Origin of the sequence: Cryobacterium tagatosivorans, from assembly GCF_004402215.1 — a bacterium.
Classification (GTDB): Bacteria; Actinomycetota; Actinomycetes; order Actinomycetales; family Microbacteriaceae; genus Cryobacterium; species Cryobacterium tagatosivorans.
In genome coordinates this window covers 1-16,883 of record NZ_SOEZ01000047.1, presented here as the reverse complement: position 1 = coordinate 16,883, position 16,883 = coordinate 1, and the positions used below count along the sequence as shown (strand labels likewise).

At 70.7% G+C, this 16,883-nt stretch carries 14 protein-coding genes; 2 read left to right on the top strand and 12 right to left on the bottom strand.

What is annotated here, in order from left to right; genetic code table 11:
• A partial coding sequence (locus E3O23_RS09795; RefSeq protein ID WP_166790474.1) for a dihydrolipoamide acetyltransferase family protein occupies positions 1–792 on the top strand: 792 nt, incomplete at its 5' end.
• 112 nt (positions 793–904) lie between these two features.
• Here the strand turns inward: E3O23_RS09795 and paaZ are convergent.
• The 12 genes from paaZ to E3O23_RS09735 all read right to left on the bottom strand — a co-directional run bounded on the left by paaZ (position 905) and on the right by E3O23_RS09735 (position 16,649).
• Positions 905–2,965, bottom strand: a complete 2,061-nt coding sequence (gene paaZ / locus E3O23_RS09790) for a phenylacetic acid degradation bifunctional protein PaaZ (protein WP_134490547.1) — start codon at positions 2,963–2,965, stop codon at positions 905–907.
• On the bottom strand, positions 2,962–3,840 hold the full coding sequence (locus E3O23_RS09785; protein WP_134490545.1) for a 3-hydroxyacyl-CoA dehydrogenase family protein: 879 nt from the start codon (positions 3,838–3,840) through the stop codon (positions 2,962–2,964). Before E3O23_RS09785 ends, paaZ begins: the two co-directional genes overlap by 4 nt.
• Positions 3,837–4,601: an enoyl-CoA hydratase/isomerase family protein gene (locus E3O23_RS09780; RefSeq protein WP_134490543.1), complete on the bottom strand. Its 765-nt coding sequence runs from the start codon at positions 4,599–4,601 to the stop codon at positions 3,837–3,839. Before E3O23_RS09780 ends, E3O23_RS09785 begins: the two co-directional genes overlap by 4 nt.
• Positions 4,602–5,786, bottom strand: coding sequence for a thiolase family protein (locus E3O23_RS09775; RefSeq protein ID WP_134490541.1), 1,185 nt, complete (start codon positions 5,784–5,786; stop codon positions 4,602–4,604).
• Between the two features lie 121 nt (positions 5,787–5,907).
• Positions 5,908–6,450 (bottom strand): hypothetical protein, encoded by a 543-nt coding sequence (locus E3O23_RS09770; RefSeq protein ID WP_134490539.1) that lies wholly within the window; start codon positions 6,448–6,450, stop codon positions 5,908–5,910.
• Positions 6,451–6,570: 120 nt separating this feature from the next.
• On the bottom strand, positions 6,571–7,092 hold the full coding sequence (locus tag E3O23_RS09765) for a hypothetical protein (RefSeq protein ID WP_134490537.1): 522 nt from the start codon (positions 7,090–7,092) through the stop codon (positions 6,571–6,573).
• Positions 7,093–7,201: 109 nt separating this feature from the next.
• Complete coding sequence (treZ, locus tag E3O23_RS09760; RefSeq protein WP_134490535.1) at positions 7,202–9,067, bottom strand: malto-oligosyltrehalose trehalohydrolase; 1,866 nt, start codon at positions 9,065–9,067, stop codon at positions 7,202–7,204.
• A 39-nt stretch (positions 9,068–9,106) separates the two neighbouring features.
• A complete protein-coding gene (gene treY, locus E3O23_RS09755; protein ID WP_134490533.1) occupies positions 9,107–11,437 on the bottom strand; it encodes a malto-oligosyltrehalose synthase in 2,331 nt (776 codons plus the stop codon).
• Positions 11,434–13,767, bottom strand: coding sequence for a glycogen debranching protein GlgX (gene glgX / locus E3O23_RS09750; protein WP_134490531.1), 2,334 nt, complete (start codon positions 13,765–13,767; stop codon positions 11,434–11,436). Before glgX ends, treY begins: the two co-directional genes overlap by 4 nt.
• Positions 13,768–13,917: 150 nt before the next feature.
• A complete protein-coding gene (locus E3O23_RS09745; RefSeq protein ID WP_134490529.1) occupies positions 13,918–14,955 on the bottom strand; it encodes an LLM class flavin-dependent oxidoreductase in 1,038 nt (345 codons plus the stop codon).
• 73 nt (positions 14,956–15,028) lie between these two features.
• On the bottom strand, positions 15,029–15,427 hold the full coding sequence (locus E3O23_RS09740) for a TIGR02611 family protein (protein WP_241983419.1): 399 nt from the start codon (positions 15,425–15,427) through the stop codon (positions 15,029–15,031).
• Positions 15,428–15,506: 79 nt separating this feature from the next.
• A complete protein-coding gene (locus E3O23_RS09735; RefSeq protein WP_134490527.1) occupies positions 15,507–16,649 on the bottom strand; it encodes a fatty acid desaturase family protein in 1,143 nt (380 codons plus the stop codon).
• Positions 16,650–16,697: 48 nt separating this feature from the next.
• Between E3O23_RS09735 and E3O23_RS18385 the strand changes: the two genes are divergently transcribed.
• Positions 16,698–16,883, top strand: a 186-nt coding sequence (locus E3O23_RS18385; RefSeq protein ID WP_206750962.1) for a hypothetical protein, incomplete at its 3' end; no start/stop codon positions are given.

Here is a 16,883-nt window from a genome sequence, read left to right as displayed (position 1 = left end):
GTGACGCCGCCCGCGTCCGTGCCCGCCACGCTGCCCGCCTCCGTGCCCGCCCCGGGGGCGGCCCAGGCGGTCGCGCCGCCGGCCCGGCCCGCCGTGGCGCTCGAGGACCTCCGCATCCCGATCACCGGGCTGCGCAAGGTCGTCTCCCAGCGCCTGACGACCTCCCGCCGGGAGATCCCGGAGGCGACCATCTGGATGGACGTCGACGCCACGGAGCTGTTTGTCGCGCGTGACAGCCTGCTCGCTGCCACCGGGGAACGCTTCAGCGTGACCGCGCTCATCGCCCGGTTCGTCGTCGCGGGGCTGCGGAAGTATCCGTTGCTCAACTCCTCCGTCGACACGGCGAGCCAGGAGATCCTGCAGCACGCCGCGGTCAACCTCGGGCTCGCCGCGCAGACGTCGCGCGGGCTGATGGTGCCGGTCGTACACGGCGCGCAGGCGATGACCACGAGGCAGTTGCGCGATGCGATCGCCGGGATCGTGGCGCAGTCGGCCGACGGGACCTTCCCGCCCAGCGCGCTCACCGGTGGAACGTTCACCCTGAACAACTTCGGCTCCCTCGGGGTCGACGGTTCCGCGGCGATCATCAACCACCCGGAGGCCGCGATCCTGGGCATCGGCCGGATGATCGAGCGCCCGTGGGTGGTCAACCACGAGCTCGCCGTGCGCACCGTCGTCGAACTCTCGATGGTCTTCGACCACCGGGTGTGCGATGGGGGAACCGCCGCCGGCTTCCTCACCTACATCGCCGGCTGCATCGAGAACCCCGTGGCGATGCTCGCCGACCTGTAGACCCGCCTCGCCGTCGCGCTCAGTTGCGGAAAAAGTACTTCCGCACGGCAATTGAAGGTACTTTCTCCGCAACTCAACCTGAGATTCGCCCTGGAGCCCCCGGACCCGGGGGCTAGACCTTGGCGACCAGGGTGAGCACGTCGTAGGTGGCGACGATCTCGTCGTTCTGGTTGTGCAGCACGGCGTCCCAGCGAACCTCGCCGTACTCCTCGGTCTCGCGCGGGGTGATCCGCTTGGCGGTGAGGGTGACCCGGATGCTGTCGCCCGCGGCCACGGGGGTGACGAAGCGCAGTCGCTCCAGGCCCGAGTTCGCGAGCACGGGGCCGGGCGCTGCGTCGACGAACAGGCCGGCCGCCCAGGACAGGAGCAGGTAGCCGTGCGCGACGATCCCGGGGAAGAACGGGTTCGCCTCGGCGGCGACCGGGTCGGTGTGCGCGTAGAACTTGTCCCCGGTGGATTCCGCGAACGCGCTGATGTCGGCGAGCGTCACCGTCCGCAGCCCGCTGGCCACCTGGTCGCCGACCCGGAGCTCGGCGAGGGACTTGCGGAACGGGTGGGTGCCGGTGCGCACCGCGGCGCCGGTGTGCCACTCGCCGGTGATGGCGGTGAGCATGTCCGGGGAACCCTGGATGGCGGTGCGCTGCATGTGGTGCAGCACCGAACGGATGCCGCCCAGCTCCTCGCTGCCGCCGGCCCGCCCCGGTCCGCCGTGCACGAGGTGCGGGACGGGCGAGCCGTGCCCGGTGCTGGTGCGGGCGTCGTCGCGGTCGAGCATCAGGACGCGGCCGTGGTGGGCGGCGATGCCGAGCACGAGGGCCCGGGCGACCTCGGGGTCGTGGGTGGCGACGGTGGCGACCAGCGACCCGCCGCCGAGCGCGGCGAGGGCCACGGCGTGGTCGAGGGTGTCGTATTCGATGATCGAGGCGACCGGGCCGAAGGCCTCGATCTCGTGCACCGCGGCGCTCTCGGCGTCGTCGAAGGCCAGCAGCAGCGGGCCGACGAACGCGCCGGCCGGGTCGGTGCCGTCCGGGGCGTCCAGCGAACCCATCACGATGCGGCCGCCGCCGTCGAGCAGGCGGGCAGCGCTGGAGAGCACCTCTCCGCGCTGGTCGATGCTGGCGAGCGGGCCCATGGTGACGCCCTCGGTGCGCGGGTCGCCGATGCTCACGCGCTTGGCGACGCGCTCGGTGACGGCGGCGACGACCTCGTCGCGCATGCCGGCCGGCACGATCACCCGGCGGATGCTGGTGCACTTCTGGCCGGCCTTCGAGGTCATCTCGGTGACGACGGATGCGACATAGGCGTCGAACTCGGGGGTGCCGGCGACGGCATCCGGGCCGAGGATCGCGGCGTTGAGGGAGTCGGTCTCGCTGGTGAACCGCACGCCGCCGTGCACGATGTTCGGGTGCGACTTGAGGGCGCGGGCGGTCGAGGCCGAGCCGGTGAAGCCGACCAGGTCGCGGTAGTCGAGGTGGTCGATCAGGTCGCGGGCGCTGCCGGAGACGAACTGCAGCGACCCGGCCGGCAGGATGCCGGAGGCGAGCATGTGGCGCACGATCGCCTCGGTGAGGTAGCCGGTGGGCGTGGCCGGCTTGACGATCGAGGGCACGCCGGCGATGAAGGCGGGCGCGAACTTCTCGAGCATGCCCCAGACCGGGAAGTTGAACGCGTTGATCTGGCAGGCGACGCCCGGGATGCGGGTGTAGATGTGCTGGCCGCTGAACGACCCGTCGCGGGAGAGCGCTTCGACGTCGCCGTCGACGTAGACCTGGCTGTTGGGCATCTCGCGACGCCCCTTCGAGGAGAGCGTGAAGAGCACGCCGATGCCGCCGTCGATGTCGACCATCGAGTCGCGTTTGGTGGCGCCGGTGCTCGCGGAGAGCTCGTAGAGCTCCTCCTTGACCCCGCTGAGGTACTGCCCGAGCTGCTTGAGCAGGAGCGCGCGCTGGTGGAAGGTGAGCTCGCCGAGCGAGGCCTGGCCGACCGTGCGGGCGTGCTCGACCACGGCGGCGAGGTCGAGTCCCTCGGCGCTGACCTTCGCGACCTCGGCCCCGGTGCTCGCGTCGAGCACGGACTGGGTCTTCGCGCCTTCGGCGGGCGACCACCAGGCATCCCGCACATAGCTCGGCACGACGGTGCTGGGGGCCAGTGTGGTGGGTTCGAGGAGTGTCATGATGCGTCCTTCCAGTCGTAGAAGCCGCGGCCGCTCTTGCGTCCGAGGTTTCCCTGCGCGACCATGTCGCGCAGCAGTTTTGGTGGGGCGAACCGGTCGCCGAGGGTCTGCTGCAGGTGTTCGGCGATGCCGAGTCGCACGTCGAGGCCGACGATGTCGGTGGTCTTCAGCGGGCCGACCGGATGCTTGTAGCCGAGCACCATGGCCGCATCGATGTCCTCGGCGCTGGCGACACCCTCCTCGACCATGCGGATGGCCTCGAGGGCGATCGCGACCCCGAGGCGGGAGCTGGCGAAACCGGGGGCGTCGCGCACCATGATCGGCGTTTTGCCCAGGGCGGCCACCCAGCCGCGGGCGAGGTCGGCGAGTTCCCGGCTGGTGTCCTCGCCGGTGACGACCTCGATCAGGGTCGAGACCGGGACCGGGTTGAAGAAGTGCAGGCCGATGAACCGCTCGGGGCGGGTGAGCGCTTGGGCCAGCCCGGTGATCGAGAGCGAGGACGTGTTGGAGGCCAGCCAGGCGTCGGCCGCCAGCTGCGCCTCGACGGCGAGCAGGGCCGCGGTCTTCAGGTTCTCGTCCTCCGGGACGGCCTCGACGACCAGCCCGGCGCCGGCGAAGGCCGAGACATCCGTGGCGACGGTCAGCCGGTCGGCGAACCGCGAGCGGGGGCCGGTGACGCTGCCGACGCTGAGGGCCTTGTCGACGGCGGCCATGACGCGCTCCCAGGCGGCCGCGGCGGCCACGTCGTCGCGTTCGACGACGGTGACGGCCGAGCCGGCGACGAGGAAGGAATGGGCGATTCCGGCGCCCATCCGTCCGCCGCCGAGCACTCCGACACTGGCCGGCACGCCAAGGTTCTCCGGGGCAAGCGTCATCGCTTCTTCTTCCTTTCCAGGAACGTGGTCATGCGGGCGAATTTCGCCTCTGATTCGAACAGGATGGCCTGGGCCTCGTTGTCGACCCGCGGATGCGCGCCGGCCTGGGCGTGGAAAACCTGCTTGGCGAGCCTCGTGGCCAGGGGGTCCTGGGCGCCGATGCGGTCGGCGAGGGCGTGCGCGGCGGCCAGCAGCGCGCCCGGCTCGTGCACCTCGGTGACGAGGTGCACCGCCAGCGCCTCGGCGGCGTTCAGGATCCGGCCGGCCAGGATGATCTCCTTCGCGACGGGCTCCCCCACGAGTTCGGCCAGCCGCCAGAGCGCACCGGCCGCCGGGATGATCCCCAGCGCGGTCTCGGGGTTGCCGAGGCGAACCGTGCTGGAGGCGATCCGGAAATCGGCGGCGTAGGCGAGTTCGGCGCCGCCGCCGAGGGCCCAGCCGTCGAGGGCCGCGATGACGGGCAGCGGCAAGCGGGCGATCCGCGAGAACAGGCCGGAGTTGATGCCCTGCAGCGCGTCCGCGGCGCGTCGCTCACGGAGCTGGGCGATGTCGGCGCCGGAGGCGAAGACCCCGTTGGAACCGGAGATGATCAGGATGCGCGGCTCGCGTTCGAGCTCGTCGCAGATGAGGTGCAGCTCGTCGACCATGGCCTGGTCGATCGCGTTGCGAACATCCGGGCGGTTGAGCCGGACGTGCAGCCGGTCCGCGCGCCGCGCGACCAGGAGGGTGGCGAAGCCCTCGGCAACGAACTCGTCGGCCATCTAGACGAGCTCCACGAGCAGGGACGCGCCCTGGCCGACGCCGACGCACATGGTGGCGATGCCGCGCCGTGCGCCCTCGCGCTCCATCCGGCCGAGCAGGGTGATCAGAATGCGGCTGCCGGACGAGCCGAGCGGATGTCCGAGCGCGATGGCGCCGCCGTGCCGGTTGACGATCTCCGGGTCGAGCCCGAGCCGGCGGATCGTTGCCAGCGACTGGGTCGCGAAGGCCTCGTTGAGTTCGACGGCGCCGATGTCGCCGACAGAAAGGCCCTGGCGGTCGAGCAGCTTCCGGGTGGCCGGGACCGGGCCGAGGCCCATGATCTCCGGCGCCAGGCCGGCGCTCGCTCCGCCCACGACACGGGCGCGAGGGGTGAGCCCGAGCCGGGCGATGGCCGATTCGCTCGCCACGACGATGGCCGAAGCCCCGTCGTTGAGCGAGCTCGCGTTGCCCGCGGTGACGACGCCGCCGGGGCGCACGACGGAACGGAGGGCGCCAAGCTTCTCGAGCGTGGTTTCGGGGCGGGGGCCCTCGTCGTCCAGGACGAGCCCGGCCTTCGTGGGCACGCCGACGATTTCCGGGGCGAAGACGCCTTCGCCCCGGGCGGCCACGGCCAGCCGGTGGGAGCGCAGCGCGAAGGCGTCGGCATCCTCCCTGGTGATCCCGTCGAGGGTGGCGACCTCCTCTGCGGTCTCCGACATGGAGAAGGTGGCCTTGTCGCGGGCGGTGAGGCGCGGGTTGGCGAACCGCCAGCCGATCGACGTGTCGACGATCTCGCCGGGCTTGGCGAACGCCTTCTCCGGCTTGGCCAGCACCCAGGGCGCGCGCGTCATCGACTCGACGCCGCCGGCGATGACCAGGTCGGCTTCGCCGGCCTTGATCATGTTGGCGGCCATGTGCACGGCGGAGAGGCCGGAGGCGCAGAGCCGGTTGACCGTGATGCCGGGCACGCTGTCGGGCAGTCCGGCCAGGAGTACCGCCATCCTGGCCACGTTGCGGTTGTCTTCGCCGGCCTGGTTGGCGCCGCCGAGGATGACCTCGTCGATCAGGGCCGGATCGAGCCCGGAGCGGGAGACGACGGATGCGAGCACGAGGGCGGCGAGATCGTCCGGCCGCACCCCCGCCAGCGCTCCGCCGTATCGGCCGATGGGAGTGCGGACACCATCGACGAGGAATGCTTCGGACATGGCTCCATCACCTTCGACCTACGAATTACTAACTGACCGTTCGTTCCGTAAAGAATGTCACAGGACAGGCCGGGCGGTCAAACCGCACGGGCTCGGTGCGCTCGGCGGCGGCGCGGGCTCGTTAGAAGAAGTCGTCGGGCGTTCCGGCGGCCTTGGTGACCTCGTCGGTGTTCACCCGGGCCGCGTTCAGCTTCGCCATGGCCACGCGGAGGCCGGACTCCATTTGCGCCGCCCAGACCTCGGTCTCCCGGCCGGCCGTGATGGCGGCATCCGCCCGCTCGAGGGCGCGTTCCTTCTCGGCCCGCTCGTTTTTCACCTGCTGGATGCTGAGCGTGATCCCGTAATAGGCGGCAACCATCGACGCGATCGGGGTGGCGATCACGGCCAGCGCGTTGATGGCCTCGTTGGTGACCCCGACAACCATCAGCACGATGAACGCGATCGCCAGCGCGCCCATGGCGGCGAGCACGACGAGCGCCGTGCGCTGGGTGGCCGCCGGGCGGGCTGCGGGAGAACGAGCTAGCGCGGGACGGGCCGGCGCGGGCTCCGCGGGCGTGGCCGGCGGGTCGTCCGAGCGCCGGCCCGCCGCGCCGGCGTGCGAGAGCACCTCGGTTTCGGCGATGGGCAGCGTTCGGGTTGGCGTGGCTGGGGGCAGGTTAGTCATGTCTCACTCCGTCGTCCTGGATGTTCTGTGGGCGCTGTCGGTTCGTGTAACTGCCTGTCGGCAGCCGTGCTGGTGCGTGTCCGGGGCATCGCCCCATTGTGTGCCGCCGCCCGATCGCGGTCAAGCGACCGGCTGCTCGCCGGGGAACACCCTTTTGTAGCTGCGGCCATCGGGCAGTTCGACGGTTCGGCTGGCGAGTTTGCCGCGGCTCACCTGAAGGTACACGGCCTGCGGGGTGATCCCGAGTTGGGCCGCAGCCTCCGCCACGGAGAGCCCCGGCAGGTCCGTCGGCACGCTGCTCGGGCGCGCGGAGCGCTTGCGGCCGGCCTCCTGCCTGGCCGCGATCTCCTCGTCGGTGCCCTGCCAGCGCCACTTGGCGGCGGCGGGCTTCAGGCCGGCGGCATTGGCGACCTCTTCCCAGGTCGAGCCTCCCTCGAGGGCTGCTCGCACGCCGGCGAGGGTGGCGGGGTCGGTTTCGAGGGCGTCGAGCAGCGTGCGGATGGCACGCAGTCGCTCGAGCGGGGCGGAACCGGTGTCGGCGTCGGCGTCGAGCTGGGCGTCGACCTGGGCGTCGAGCTGGACGTCGAGCTGGACGAGGCGGGCGAGTGCAGCGCTCGTGGTCGGTGACAGGAAGGTGCCCATGATCCTCACGCCTCCCGCGTCGTAGACAGCGCCGCGCTGGTCGTGCGCCGCTTCGCCCGTCGCGCGCCACCCTCGAAACGGCGCACACCCCGCGCGGCTGGCCGGCCGGTCATCGCGCGGCCCCCGCCACGACGACGGCATGCGGCGCGAGGAGCAGGGAGCCCGGTTCGCTGCCGAGCACGGCATCCCCGGTCGCGGCGAAGGACAGCAGCACGGCGCCGGCCGTCGTCGGCACGGCGCGAGGCTCCACGGCGAAGTTGACCAGGACCTCGCTCTCGCCGCGGCGCAGGCGCAGCCAGCGTTCGTCCGCGTCGAACTGCACCTGGACGCGGTCGAACCGAGGGTCGGTGAAGTCCGGATGCCCGCGCCTGAGCGCAGCGACCGCCTGGTAGAAGGCCAGCACGCGCGCGTGGCCGGGCTCGGCGAGCTCGTCCCAGTCGAGTTTCGAGCGCGCGAAGGTGGCGGGATCCTGCGGGTCGGGGACGACGCTCGGGTCCCAGCCCATCCGGGCGAACTCGCCGATACGGCCCTGGGCGGTGGCTTCCCCGAGCTCGGGTTCCGGATGCGAGGTGAAGAACTGCCAGGGCGTCGACGCGCCCCACTCCTCGCCCATGAACAGCATCGGGGTGAACGGTCCGAGCAGGGTCAGCGCCGCGGCGATCGCGAGCTGGCCGGCGTCGAGCTGCGCACTCAGCCGGTCTCCGGTTGCGCGGTTGCCGATCTGGTCATGGTTCTGCGAGGCGACGACGAGGCGCCAGGTGGGCATCCGTTCGGTGTCGATGGGGCGACCGTGCACGCGACCGCGGAAGCTGGAGAAGGTGCCGTCGTGGAAGAAGCCGCGGGTGAGCACCCTGGCCAGGGCGCTGAGCGGTTCGAAATCGGCGTAGTAGCCGGCCGTCTCCCCGGTCAGCGCGACGTGCACGGCGTGGTGGAAGTCGTCGCTCCACTGCCCGTCGAGCCCGTAGCCGCCCGCCTCGCGCGGGGTGATCAGCTTCGGATCGTTGAGGTCGGATTCGGCGACCAGGCTGAGCGGGCGCCCCTCGGTCGCGCTGAGCACGGCGACGGCGCCGGCCAGCTCCTCGAGCAGGTGGGTCGCGCGTTCGTCGTGCAGGGCGTGCACCGCATCGAGCCGGAGGCCGTCGACGTGGTAGTCGCGCAGCCACATGAGCGCGTTGTCGATGATGTAGCTCCGCACCGGGTCGGAATCCGGGCCGTCCAGGTTCACCGACGAGCCCCAGCTGGTCCCGCCGGCCTCGCTCAGGTAGGGGCCGAAGACGGGCAGGTAGTTGCCGCTCGGGCCGAGGTGGTTGTAGACGACGTCCTGGATGACGCCGATGCCGGCGGCGTGGCAGGCGTCGACGAAACGCTGGTAGGCCGCGGGGCCGCCATAGCCCTCGTGCACGGCGTACCAGAGCACGCCGTCGTAGCCCCAGTTGTGCGTGCCGTTGAAGGCGTTGACGGGGAGCAGCTCGACGAAGTCGACGCCGATCGACGCGAGGTGCGGCAGCCGGGAGGCGGCGGCATCCAGCGTCCCCTCGGGCGTGAACGTGCCGAGGTGGAGCTCGTAGATGGTGCTGCCGGCCAGCTGGCGACCGGTCCAGGCGGCGTCCTGCCAGGCATGCGCCCCGGCGTCGAAGGTTCGCGACAGGTCGTGCACGCCGTGCGGCTGCCGCCGCGACCGCGGGTCGGGATACGGCCCCTCGCCGTCCACCCGGAACCCGTAGTCGGCCCCCTCCGCTCCCGCGTCCGCCCCGCCCGCCCCGTCCGCCCCGTCAACCGTGGCCCGCCACCATCCGTTCTCCCCACGCTCCATCCCGCGAAACCGCAGTTGTGCGCGTTCTGAGGGCGTTTTAGCGTGCACAACTGCGGTTTCGCGGGAATCGGGGAGGGTTAGGGGGAGGGTGAAGACGAGGTCGACGGTTGTTGCGGTGGGCGCCCAGACCTCGAAAGTGGACGTGGTCGGCTTAGCGGTCATGGTCGAGATCCCCCCAGGGCTGGTCATGGTGTCGTCGGGTCAGTGTCGTCGGGTGCGCGCCGGCGCGGCGACCTCGTCGGCGGGCACGAGGAGCGCCACCGGGTAACGGCCGAGCAGGTCGGCAACGTGCAGCAGCCCGCCGTCGAAGCGTTCGCCGGTGAGCACGTCGACCACCGGACGGCCCGCGAGCACGATGGCCGTGTCGCGCCAACCGCCGGATGCCGCGAGGCCGAGCGGCAGGCGGGTGGCCACGGTGATCGCCCCGCCACGGTCGAAGGCGACCACATGGTCGGCCGCGGCGCCCAGGGCCTCGATGGGGGCGTAGCGCACGAAGTGCTCGGCCCGGTCGCGCCGGAGGCGCAGCGCCCGGGAGGTGACGAGGAGCTTGGCGGCGCCGGACTCGTCGATCGGCGGCAGCCAGCCGCCGTCGATCCGGGCGAGAAGTTCACGCCGCGCGGCGTAGTCGACCGGTCGGCGGTTGTCGGGGTCGACGAGGGAGGTCTCCCACAGTTCGCTGCCCTGGTACACGTCGGGCACACCCGGCGCGGTCAGCTGCAGAAGCTTGGCCGAGAGCGAATTGCTCCACCCGGCCTGCCGCACGCGCCGGGCGAACGCGCCGACCACGTCGGCGACCGCCGGGTCGTCGACGGATGCCGTGACAAGCGCCGCCAGGGCGGCCTCGAATTCGGCGTTCGGTTCCGTCCAGGCGGTGGAAGTTCCGGCCTCCCTGGCCGCCTTGAGCGCGTAGGCCGCGAGCCGGTCGGTCGAGGAGGGCCAGGCGCCGACGATCGCCTGCCAGAGCAGGTTCTCGAACGGGGCGTCGCCGAGCGGGGCGCTCGAGAGGAGTTCGGCCAGGGTCGCCTCCCACTCGTCGGGGATCTCGGCGAGGACGGAAATGCGCGCGCGGACATCCTCGCCGCGTTTCGTGTCGTGGGTCGAGAGGGTCGTCATCGAGGTCGGGAACGCTGCCTGCCGCGCCTGCTGGCGCGCGTGGAACTCGGCCGGGTCGACGGCGAACTCCCCCGGGTCGGCGCCCACCTCGTTGAGCGAGGTCAGGCGGCTGTAGCGGTAGTACGCGGTGTCCTCGACGCCCTTGGCCATCACCATGCCGGAGGTCTGCTGGAACCGCACGGCGGCCGGATGCGCCGGGTCGGCGAGCAGAGGCAGCAACCGGTCGATCAGCGGGGCCAGCCCGGGCCGGTGAACGCCGGCGAGCCGCGCGGCCGTCCATAGGTCGGCGGCGCCGGCCGGGAGGTAGGACCGGTACACCGGGAACCAGGCCAGCAGCTCGGCGATCGCGTCCTCGGTGCCGGTCTCTGCGGGAAGGAGCCGGGCGAGGCGCAGCACCTCCGAGCGGAGGATCCCGTCGGCAATGGCGCGCTTCCGCTGGTAGACCAGCTCCGTCCAGGACAGGTCCGGCCGTCCGGCGTCCTGCTGGAGTCGGCTCTCGAGGGCGTCGAGGGGCGCCTGCCCGGCCGGGTCGACGAGCACACGGTCGAAGTCGGCGAGGGCGTCGTAGCCCGTGGTCCCGGCGGTCGGCCAGCTCGTCGGCAGCTGTTCGCGCCCCTCGAGGATCTTCTCGACGAGCACGTACGCGCCGTCCGTGGCCGCGGCGAGCAGGTCGAGGTAGCCGCCCGGATCGGCGAGGCCGTCGGGGTGGTCGACCCGGAGGCCGTGCACGAGGCCGTCCCGCAGCCAGCGGAGGATCTCCGCGTGCGATTCCGCGAACACCCAGGGGACCTCGACCCGGATGCCGGCGAGGCTGTTGACCCCGAAGAAGCGCCGGTAGTTGAGTTCCGCGTCGGCCCGGCGCCAGTCCACGAGTTCATAGTGCTGGCGCTCGTGCACGGTCGCCGCGTCGGCGCCGTCATCGGCCGTACCGGGAGCCAGCGGGAACCGGTGGTCGTAGTAGCGCAGCTCGCCGTCGACGACCTCGAGCCGGCTGACCTCCTGGTCGTCACCGAGCACGGGCAGCCGGATCCGGCCGGCGCCGAAGGACCAGTCCACGTCGAAGGCCTCGGCGTAGCGCGAGGCCTGGCCGTGCTGCAGCAGGTCCCACCACCAGGCGTTCAGCGCGGGCGTATGCACTCCCATGTGGTTGGGGACGATGTCGACGAGGATGCCGTGCCCGGCCGCCGCCCCGGCCGCGGCGAGCCGGGCGAGTGCGGCAGCGCCGCCGCGTGCCGGATCGACCAGGGAGTGATCGACGACGTCGTAGCCGTGGCCCGACCCGTCCTCCGCCTTGAGCAGCGGTGACAGGTAGAGCCAGTCGGCGCCGAGGTCGCCGAGGTAGTCGAGCACGCCCGCGGCCGCGTCGAGGTCGAAGCCGGCCGTGACCTGGAGCCGGTAGGTCGTGACCGGGACCCTCACTCCGCGTCCTTGTTTTTGGCGGGCTTGTTCTTCCTGGCCGCCGGCTTCTTCCCGCCGGCAACCGGCTCCGCGGCGGCCGACCCGGGAGTCCCCTCGGGAGCCACCTCGGCAGCGGGCTCGCGGGGCGGCGAGAACGCCGCCCCCGCGCCGAACGACGGCAGCGACGGCGACGCCGACTGCGCCGCCAGGGAGGCCGCGACCGAGTGGTCCGGGGCGACTTCCGGCGGCTGGTAGGCGCGCAGCACATGCAGCGAGCGTGACGGCAGCGTCAGGGTCTCCCCGGCCGGCCGGGGCTCGGAATCGGCCCCGGCGCCCGCCGTGTCGACCACGATCTCCCAGGCCCTGGCGTACCCCTCGCTGGGCAGGGTGAAGCGCACGTCTTCCGGATCCGCGTTGAAGAGCAGCAGGAAGTTCACGTCGGTAACCGGCTCTCCGCGCACGTCGCGTTCCCGGATGCCGTCGCCATTGAGGAACATCCCGACCGTGCGGGCACGGTTCTCGTCCCAGTCCTGCTGCTGCATCTCCGCGCCGTCGCTGTTCAACCAGACGATGTCGGCCAGGGGCGCTCCGTCGACCCGTTTCCCGGGGTGGCCGTCGAAGAACCGGCTGCGCCGGAACGTCGGATGCTCCTTCCGCAGCCTCGACACGGCCGCGGTGAACTCCACCAGCGGCTGGTCCGCCTCGTCCCAGTGGATCCAGCTCAGCTCGTTGTCCTGCGCGTAGGTGTTGTTGTTGCCCTGCTGGGAGCGACCCAGCTCGTCGCCGTGCAGGATCATCGGCACGCCCTGCGACAGGAGCATCGTCGCGAGGAAGTTGCGGTGCTGCCGGGCGCGCAGGGCGCGGATCGCCGGGTCATCCGTGGGGCCTTCGACGCCGGAGTTCCACGAGCGGTTGTGTGATTCGCCGTCCTGGTTGTTCTCTCCGTTGGCGTCGTTGTGCTTCTCGTTGTACGACACGAGGTCGTTCATCGTGAAGCCGTCGTGGGCGGTGACGAAGTTGATCGAGGCCACCGGGCGGCGGCCGGAGTGCTCGTAGAGATCGGCAGATCCGGTGATCCGGGAGGCGAACTCCCCCAGCGTCGACGGCTCGCCGCGCCAGAAGTCGCGCACCGTGTCGCGGTACTTGCCGTTCCACTCGGTCCACTGGGCCGGGAAGTTGCCGACCTGGTAGCCGCCGGGGCCGACGTCCCACGGCTCGGCGATGAGCTTCACCTGGGAGACGATCGGGTCCTGCTGCACCATTTCAAAGAAGGTGGAGAGCTTGTCGACGTCGTACAGGTCCCGGGCCAGCGCGGAGGCGAGGTCGAACCGGAATCCGTCGACGTGCATCTCGATCGCCCAGTAACGCAGGGAATCCATGATCAGCTGCAGCGAGTGCGGGTGCCGAACGTTGAGGGTGTTGCCGGTGCCCGTGTAGTCCATGTAGTGGCGCAGGTCGCCGTCCATCAGGCGGTAGTAGGCCTCGTTGTCGATGCCCTTGAACGAGATCGTCGGGCCGAGGTGGTTGCCCTCCGCGGTGTGGTTGTAGACCACGTCGAGGATGACCTCGATGCCGGCTGCGTGCAGGGCACGCACCATTCCCTTGAACTCCTGCACCTGCTGGCCGCGGTCGCCGCTCGACGAGTAGGCGTTGTGCGGCGAGAGGAAGCCGATCGTGTTGTAGCCCCAGTAGTTGTTCAGGCCCTGTTCGACCAGGGTGCCGTCGTTGACGAACTGGTGCACCGGCATCAGCTCGATCGCCGTGACGCCGAGCTTCTGCAGGTGGTCGATGACCGACGGATGCGCGACGCCGGCGTAGGTTCCGCGCTGGTCCTCCGGCACGGCATCCTGCAGCCGGGTGAGGCCCTTCACGTGGGCCTCGTAGATGAGGGTCTCGCTGTAGGGAGTGTGCAGGGGCTGCTCACCCTGCCAGTCGAAGAACGGATTGACGACGACGCCCATCATCATGTGCGGGGCGGAGTCCTGGTCATTGCGGGAGTCCGGGTCGCCGAAGTTGTAGGAGAACAGCGCCGGGTCCCAGCCAATGACCCCGCTGGTCGCCTTGGCGTACGGGTCGAGCAGGAGCTTGTTGGGGTTGGCGCGCTTGCCCTCGCCCGGGTTGTACTCGCCGTGCACGCGGTAGCCGTAGCGCTGCCCCGGTTGCGTGTGCGGCAGGTAGCAGTGCCAGATGAACGCACTCGACTCGATGACCTCGACGCGGGTCTCGACACCGTCGTCGTCGAAGAGGCACAGCTCGACACGCTCGGCCGCTTCGCTGTACAACGCGAAGTTGGTGCCGCTTCCGTCGTAGGTTGCGCCGAGGGGGTAGGCGGTTCCGGGCCAGGTTTCCAAGGGACTCCTCCAGGGCTAGGAGATCGGGGGGTCGGGTGAGAGACCAGCTGCGCCGGCGGTGCTCGTCATTGACGTTACCGCGTCGGGGCACGGAGTGCGGCCTGAACGGTGCGGGCCGGACCGTGCCCGCCGGCAGCGTGGGCCGACGCCCTACCGGGCCAGGCGCTCGCGGACCAGGGGCGCGACCTGCGTGCCGTAGAGCTCGATGCTGGTCATCAGCTTCTCGTGCGGCAGCGTGCCCAGGCTGTACTTGAGGTCGAACCGGGACAGTCCGAGGCCCTCAGCGACCTTCGCGATCTTGGCGGCGACGGTCTCCGGCGAGCCGACGAAGAGTGCGCCGTCGGGGCCGGCGTCATGCTCGAAGCGGTCGCGGGACATCGGCCCCCAGCCGCGTTCGCGGCCGATGCGCTCCTGCATGGCGGCGAAGTGAGGCCACATTTCGTCCCGGGCCTGCGCATCCGTCGCGGCGATGTAGCCCGGCGAGTGCTGGCCGATCGGCAGCGTCGTTCGGTCGAACTTGGCCAGCGCCCGGTGGTAGAGGTCCACGAGCGGCGCGAAGGACAGCGGCTCGCCGCCGATGATGGCCATCATCAGGGGCAGGCCGTAGTGCGCGGCACGGATGACCGACTGCGGGCTGCCGCCTACGCCGACCCAGGTGCGCAGCGCCCCCGACTCGGTGGGCGGGAACACCCGCTGCCCGCTCAGGCCGGCCCTCGTCTCGCCCTGCCAGGTCACGGGTTCCTCGGTGAGGAGCTCGGTGAACAGGTTCAGCTTCTCCTCGAAGAGCAGTTCGTACCGGTCGAGTTCGTAGCCGAAGAGCGGGAACGACTCGGTGAACGAACCGCGCCCCAGGATGACCTCCGCTCGGCCGCTCGAGACCGCGTCGAGGGTGGCGAACCGCTGGAACACGCGAACGGGGTCGTCGGAGCTGAGCACGGTCACCGCCGAGCCGAGACGGATGCGCTCGGTCTGTCCGGCGATCGCGGCGAGCACGACCTCCGGGGCCGACACGGAGAAGTCCTCCCGGTGGTGCTCCCCGATCCCGAAGAAGTCGAGCCCGACCTGGTCGGCCAGCACGGCCTCGGCGACGACGTTCCGCAGCACCTGCCACTGGGGCAGCGGCCGCCCGTCCGCGTCCCAGGTGACGTCTCCGAAGGTGTCCAGTCCCAGTTCCAGCTCGTGTGTCATTGCGGTAGGCGCCTTTCCGGAGGTTGCGATGCATGCATATGCATCTATTGTCTGAACCGCACTCCCCCGCGCTCTATTCCAACGAGCGAGGTCCGTTTCTGCGCGCCTCGGCCGACGCGGTGCCCCGGTCGCGCCAGCGGTGCCAGAGGCGGGTGAGGATCCGCCTGATGTAGGCGCCGAATCGGGCGGCCGCGGGGAACTCGGTGCCGAGGGTCGCGAGCCCGAGGAAGACGATCAGCCAGCCGGGTCCGGGCAGGGGCACCAGGATGAGGCCGACGATGACGATCAGCGTGCCGACCACGGCGACGCCGAGGCGATAGGCCCAGCGGAGTCCTGGGTGGCGTTCGACCCATCTCCGGGATCGGCGCAGGAAGCGCCGGATCGGCTGCCGAGGGCTGATGCCGATCTCGATATCGCGTGGAAGACCATCGTCGCGTGCGAGGTCGCCATCGCGTGGGGGTTCTCCGGACACAACGGCCAGCGTAAACCGCCTGGCTGGGAACGGGCTAGTGACGCGCTGCGGGGCCGCGTCGACGGGGCCGGGTCGAAAGCTAGAGGGCCCGGCGCTCGGCGACCAGCGGACAGAGGAACGGATCGCGTTCGCCGAGGCCGACCCGGTTGATGTAGCCCACGACGATTCCGTACGACTCGAGCAACCCGGCCTGGGTGTAGGGGATGCCCCGGGTCCGGCAGTACTCGGCGACGATCGGCGCCGCCCGGCGCAGGTGCGGCCGGGGCATCGACGGGAACAGGTGGTGCTCGATCTGGTAGTTGAGGCCGCCCATCGCCACGTCGAGCAGTCGACTGCCGCGGATGTTCCGGCTCATCATCACCTGCCGCTGGAGGAAGTCGAGCCTCAGGTCCTTCGGCACCAGCGGCATCCCCTTGTGATTGGGAGCGAAGGCCATGCCCATGTAGAAGCCGAACAGCCCGAGCTGGACGGCCAGGAAGGCGGCGGCGATGCCTGGCGAGAGCACGAGGAGAACCAGGGCGAGATAGCCGCCGAGCCGGATGGTGAGGAAAGCGATCTCCACCCAGCGGTGAGCGACCGGCTCGCGCACGAGCACCCGGCGCACGCTGGAGGCGTGCAGCGACAGCCCCTCGAGCAGCAGGATCGGGAAGAAGAACAGCCCCTGGTGCGCGATCAGCCAGCGCACCGGCCGGCTCCGGGGCCGGGCGACCTGGTCGGGCGTGAGCGAGAGCACCGGCAGCTCGATGTCGGGGTCGGCCCCGATCTGGTTGGGGCTCGCGTGGTGCCGCGTGTGCTTGTGCTGCCACCAGCCGTAGCTCATTCCGATGAACAGGTCGCCGACGATGAGGCTGATCCAGTCGTTCCATTTGCCGGAGCGGAACATCTGGCGATGCGCCGCGTCGTGGCCGAGGAACGCCGTCTGCGTGAACAGGACCGCGAAGAACACGGCGGTGAACAACTGCCACCAGGTGTCGCCGATCCAGACGAAGACCGTGAAGGATGCCGCGAAGGCGATCGGGACCGCGACGAGCATTGCCCAGTAGTAGCCGTAGCGTCGCCGCATCAGGCCGGACGAGCGGATTTGGCCGGCGAGTTCGGAGAACTCGCTCGTTCCGCCGCTGTTCCTGCCTCCGTTGGCCGTGCGGCTGTTGGCGGGCCGGCTGATCGTGACCCGGGGCGGTGTCGGGGTGTTGCTGGGTGTCGGAGTGTTGCTGGGTGTCATGGTGGTGTCCCGCATACTGTATTTCCACGCGGTCCAGTGGCGCGTGTCGTGAGAAAACGCTACGCCGATCGCGGGCGGATCGCACCCAGCGAACCGTCAGGCTCGGGAGAATTCGCGCCCGTTCCGTTGGCCGCCTCGAATGTCGGTGGTCGGGTATTGACTGTTCTCATGGACCTCATCACTGAGTACCTGACTTACCCGGACAACGCGTTCGGGGACGGCAAGCCCGAAGGC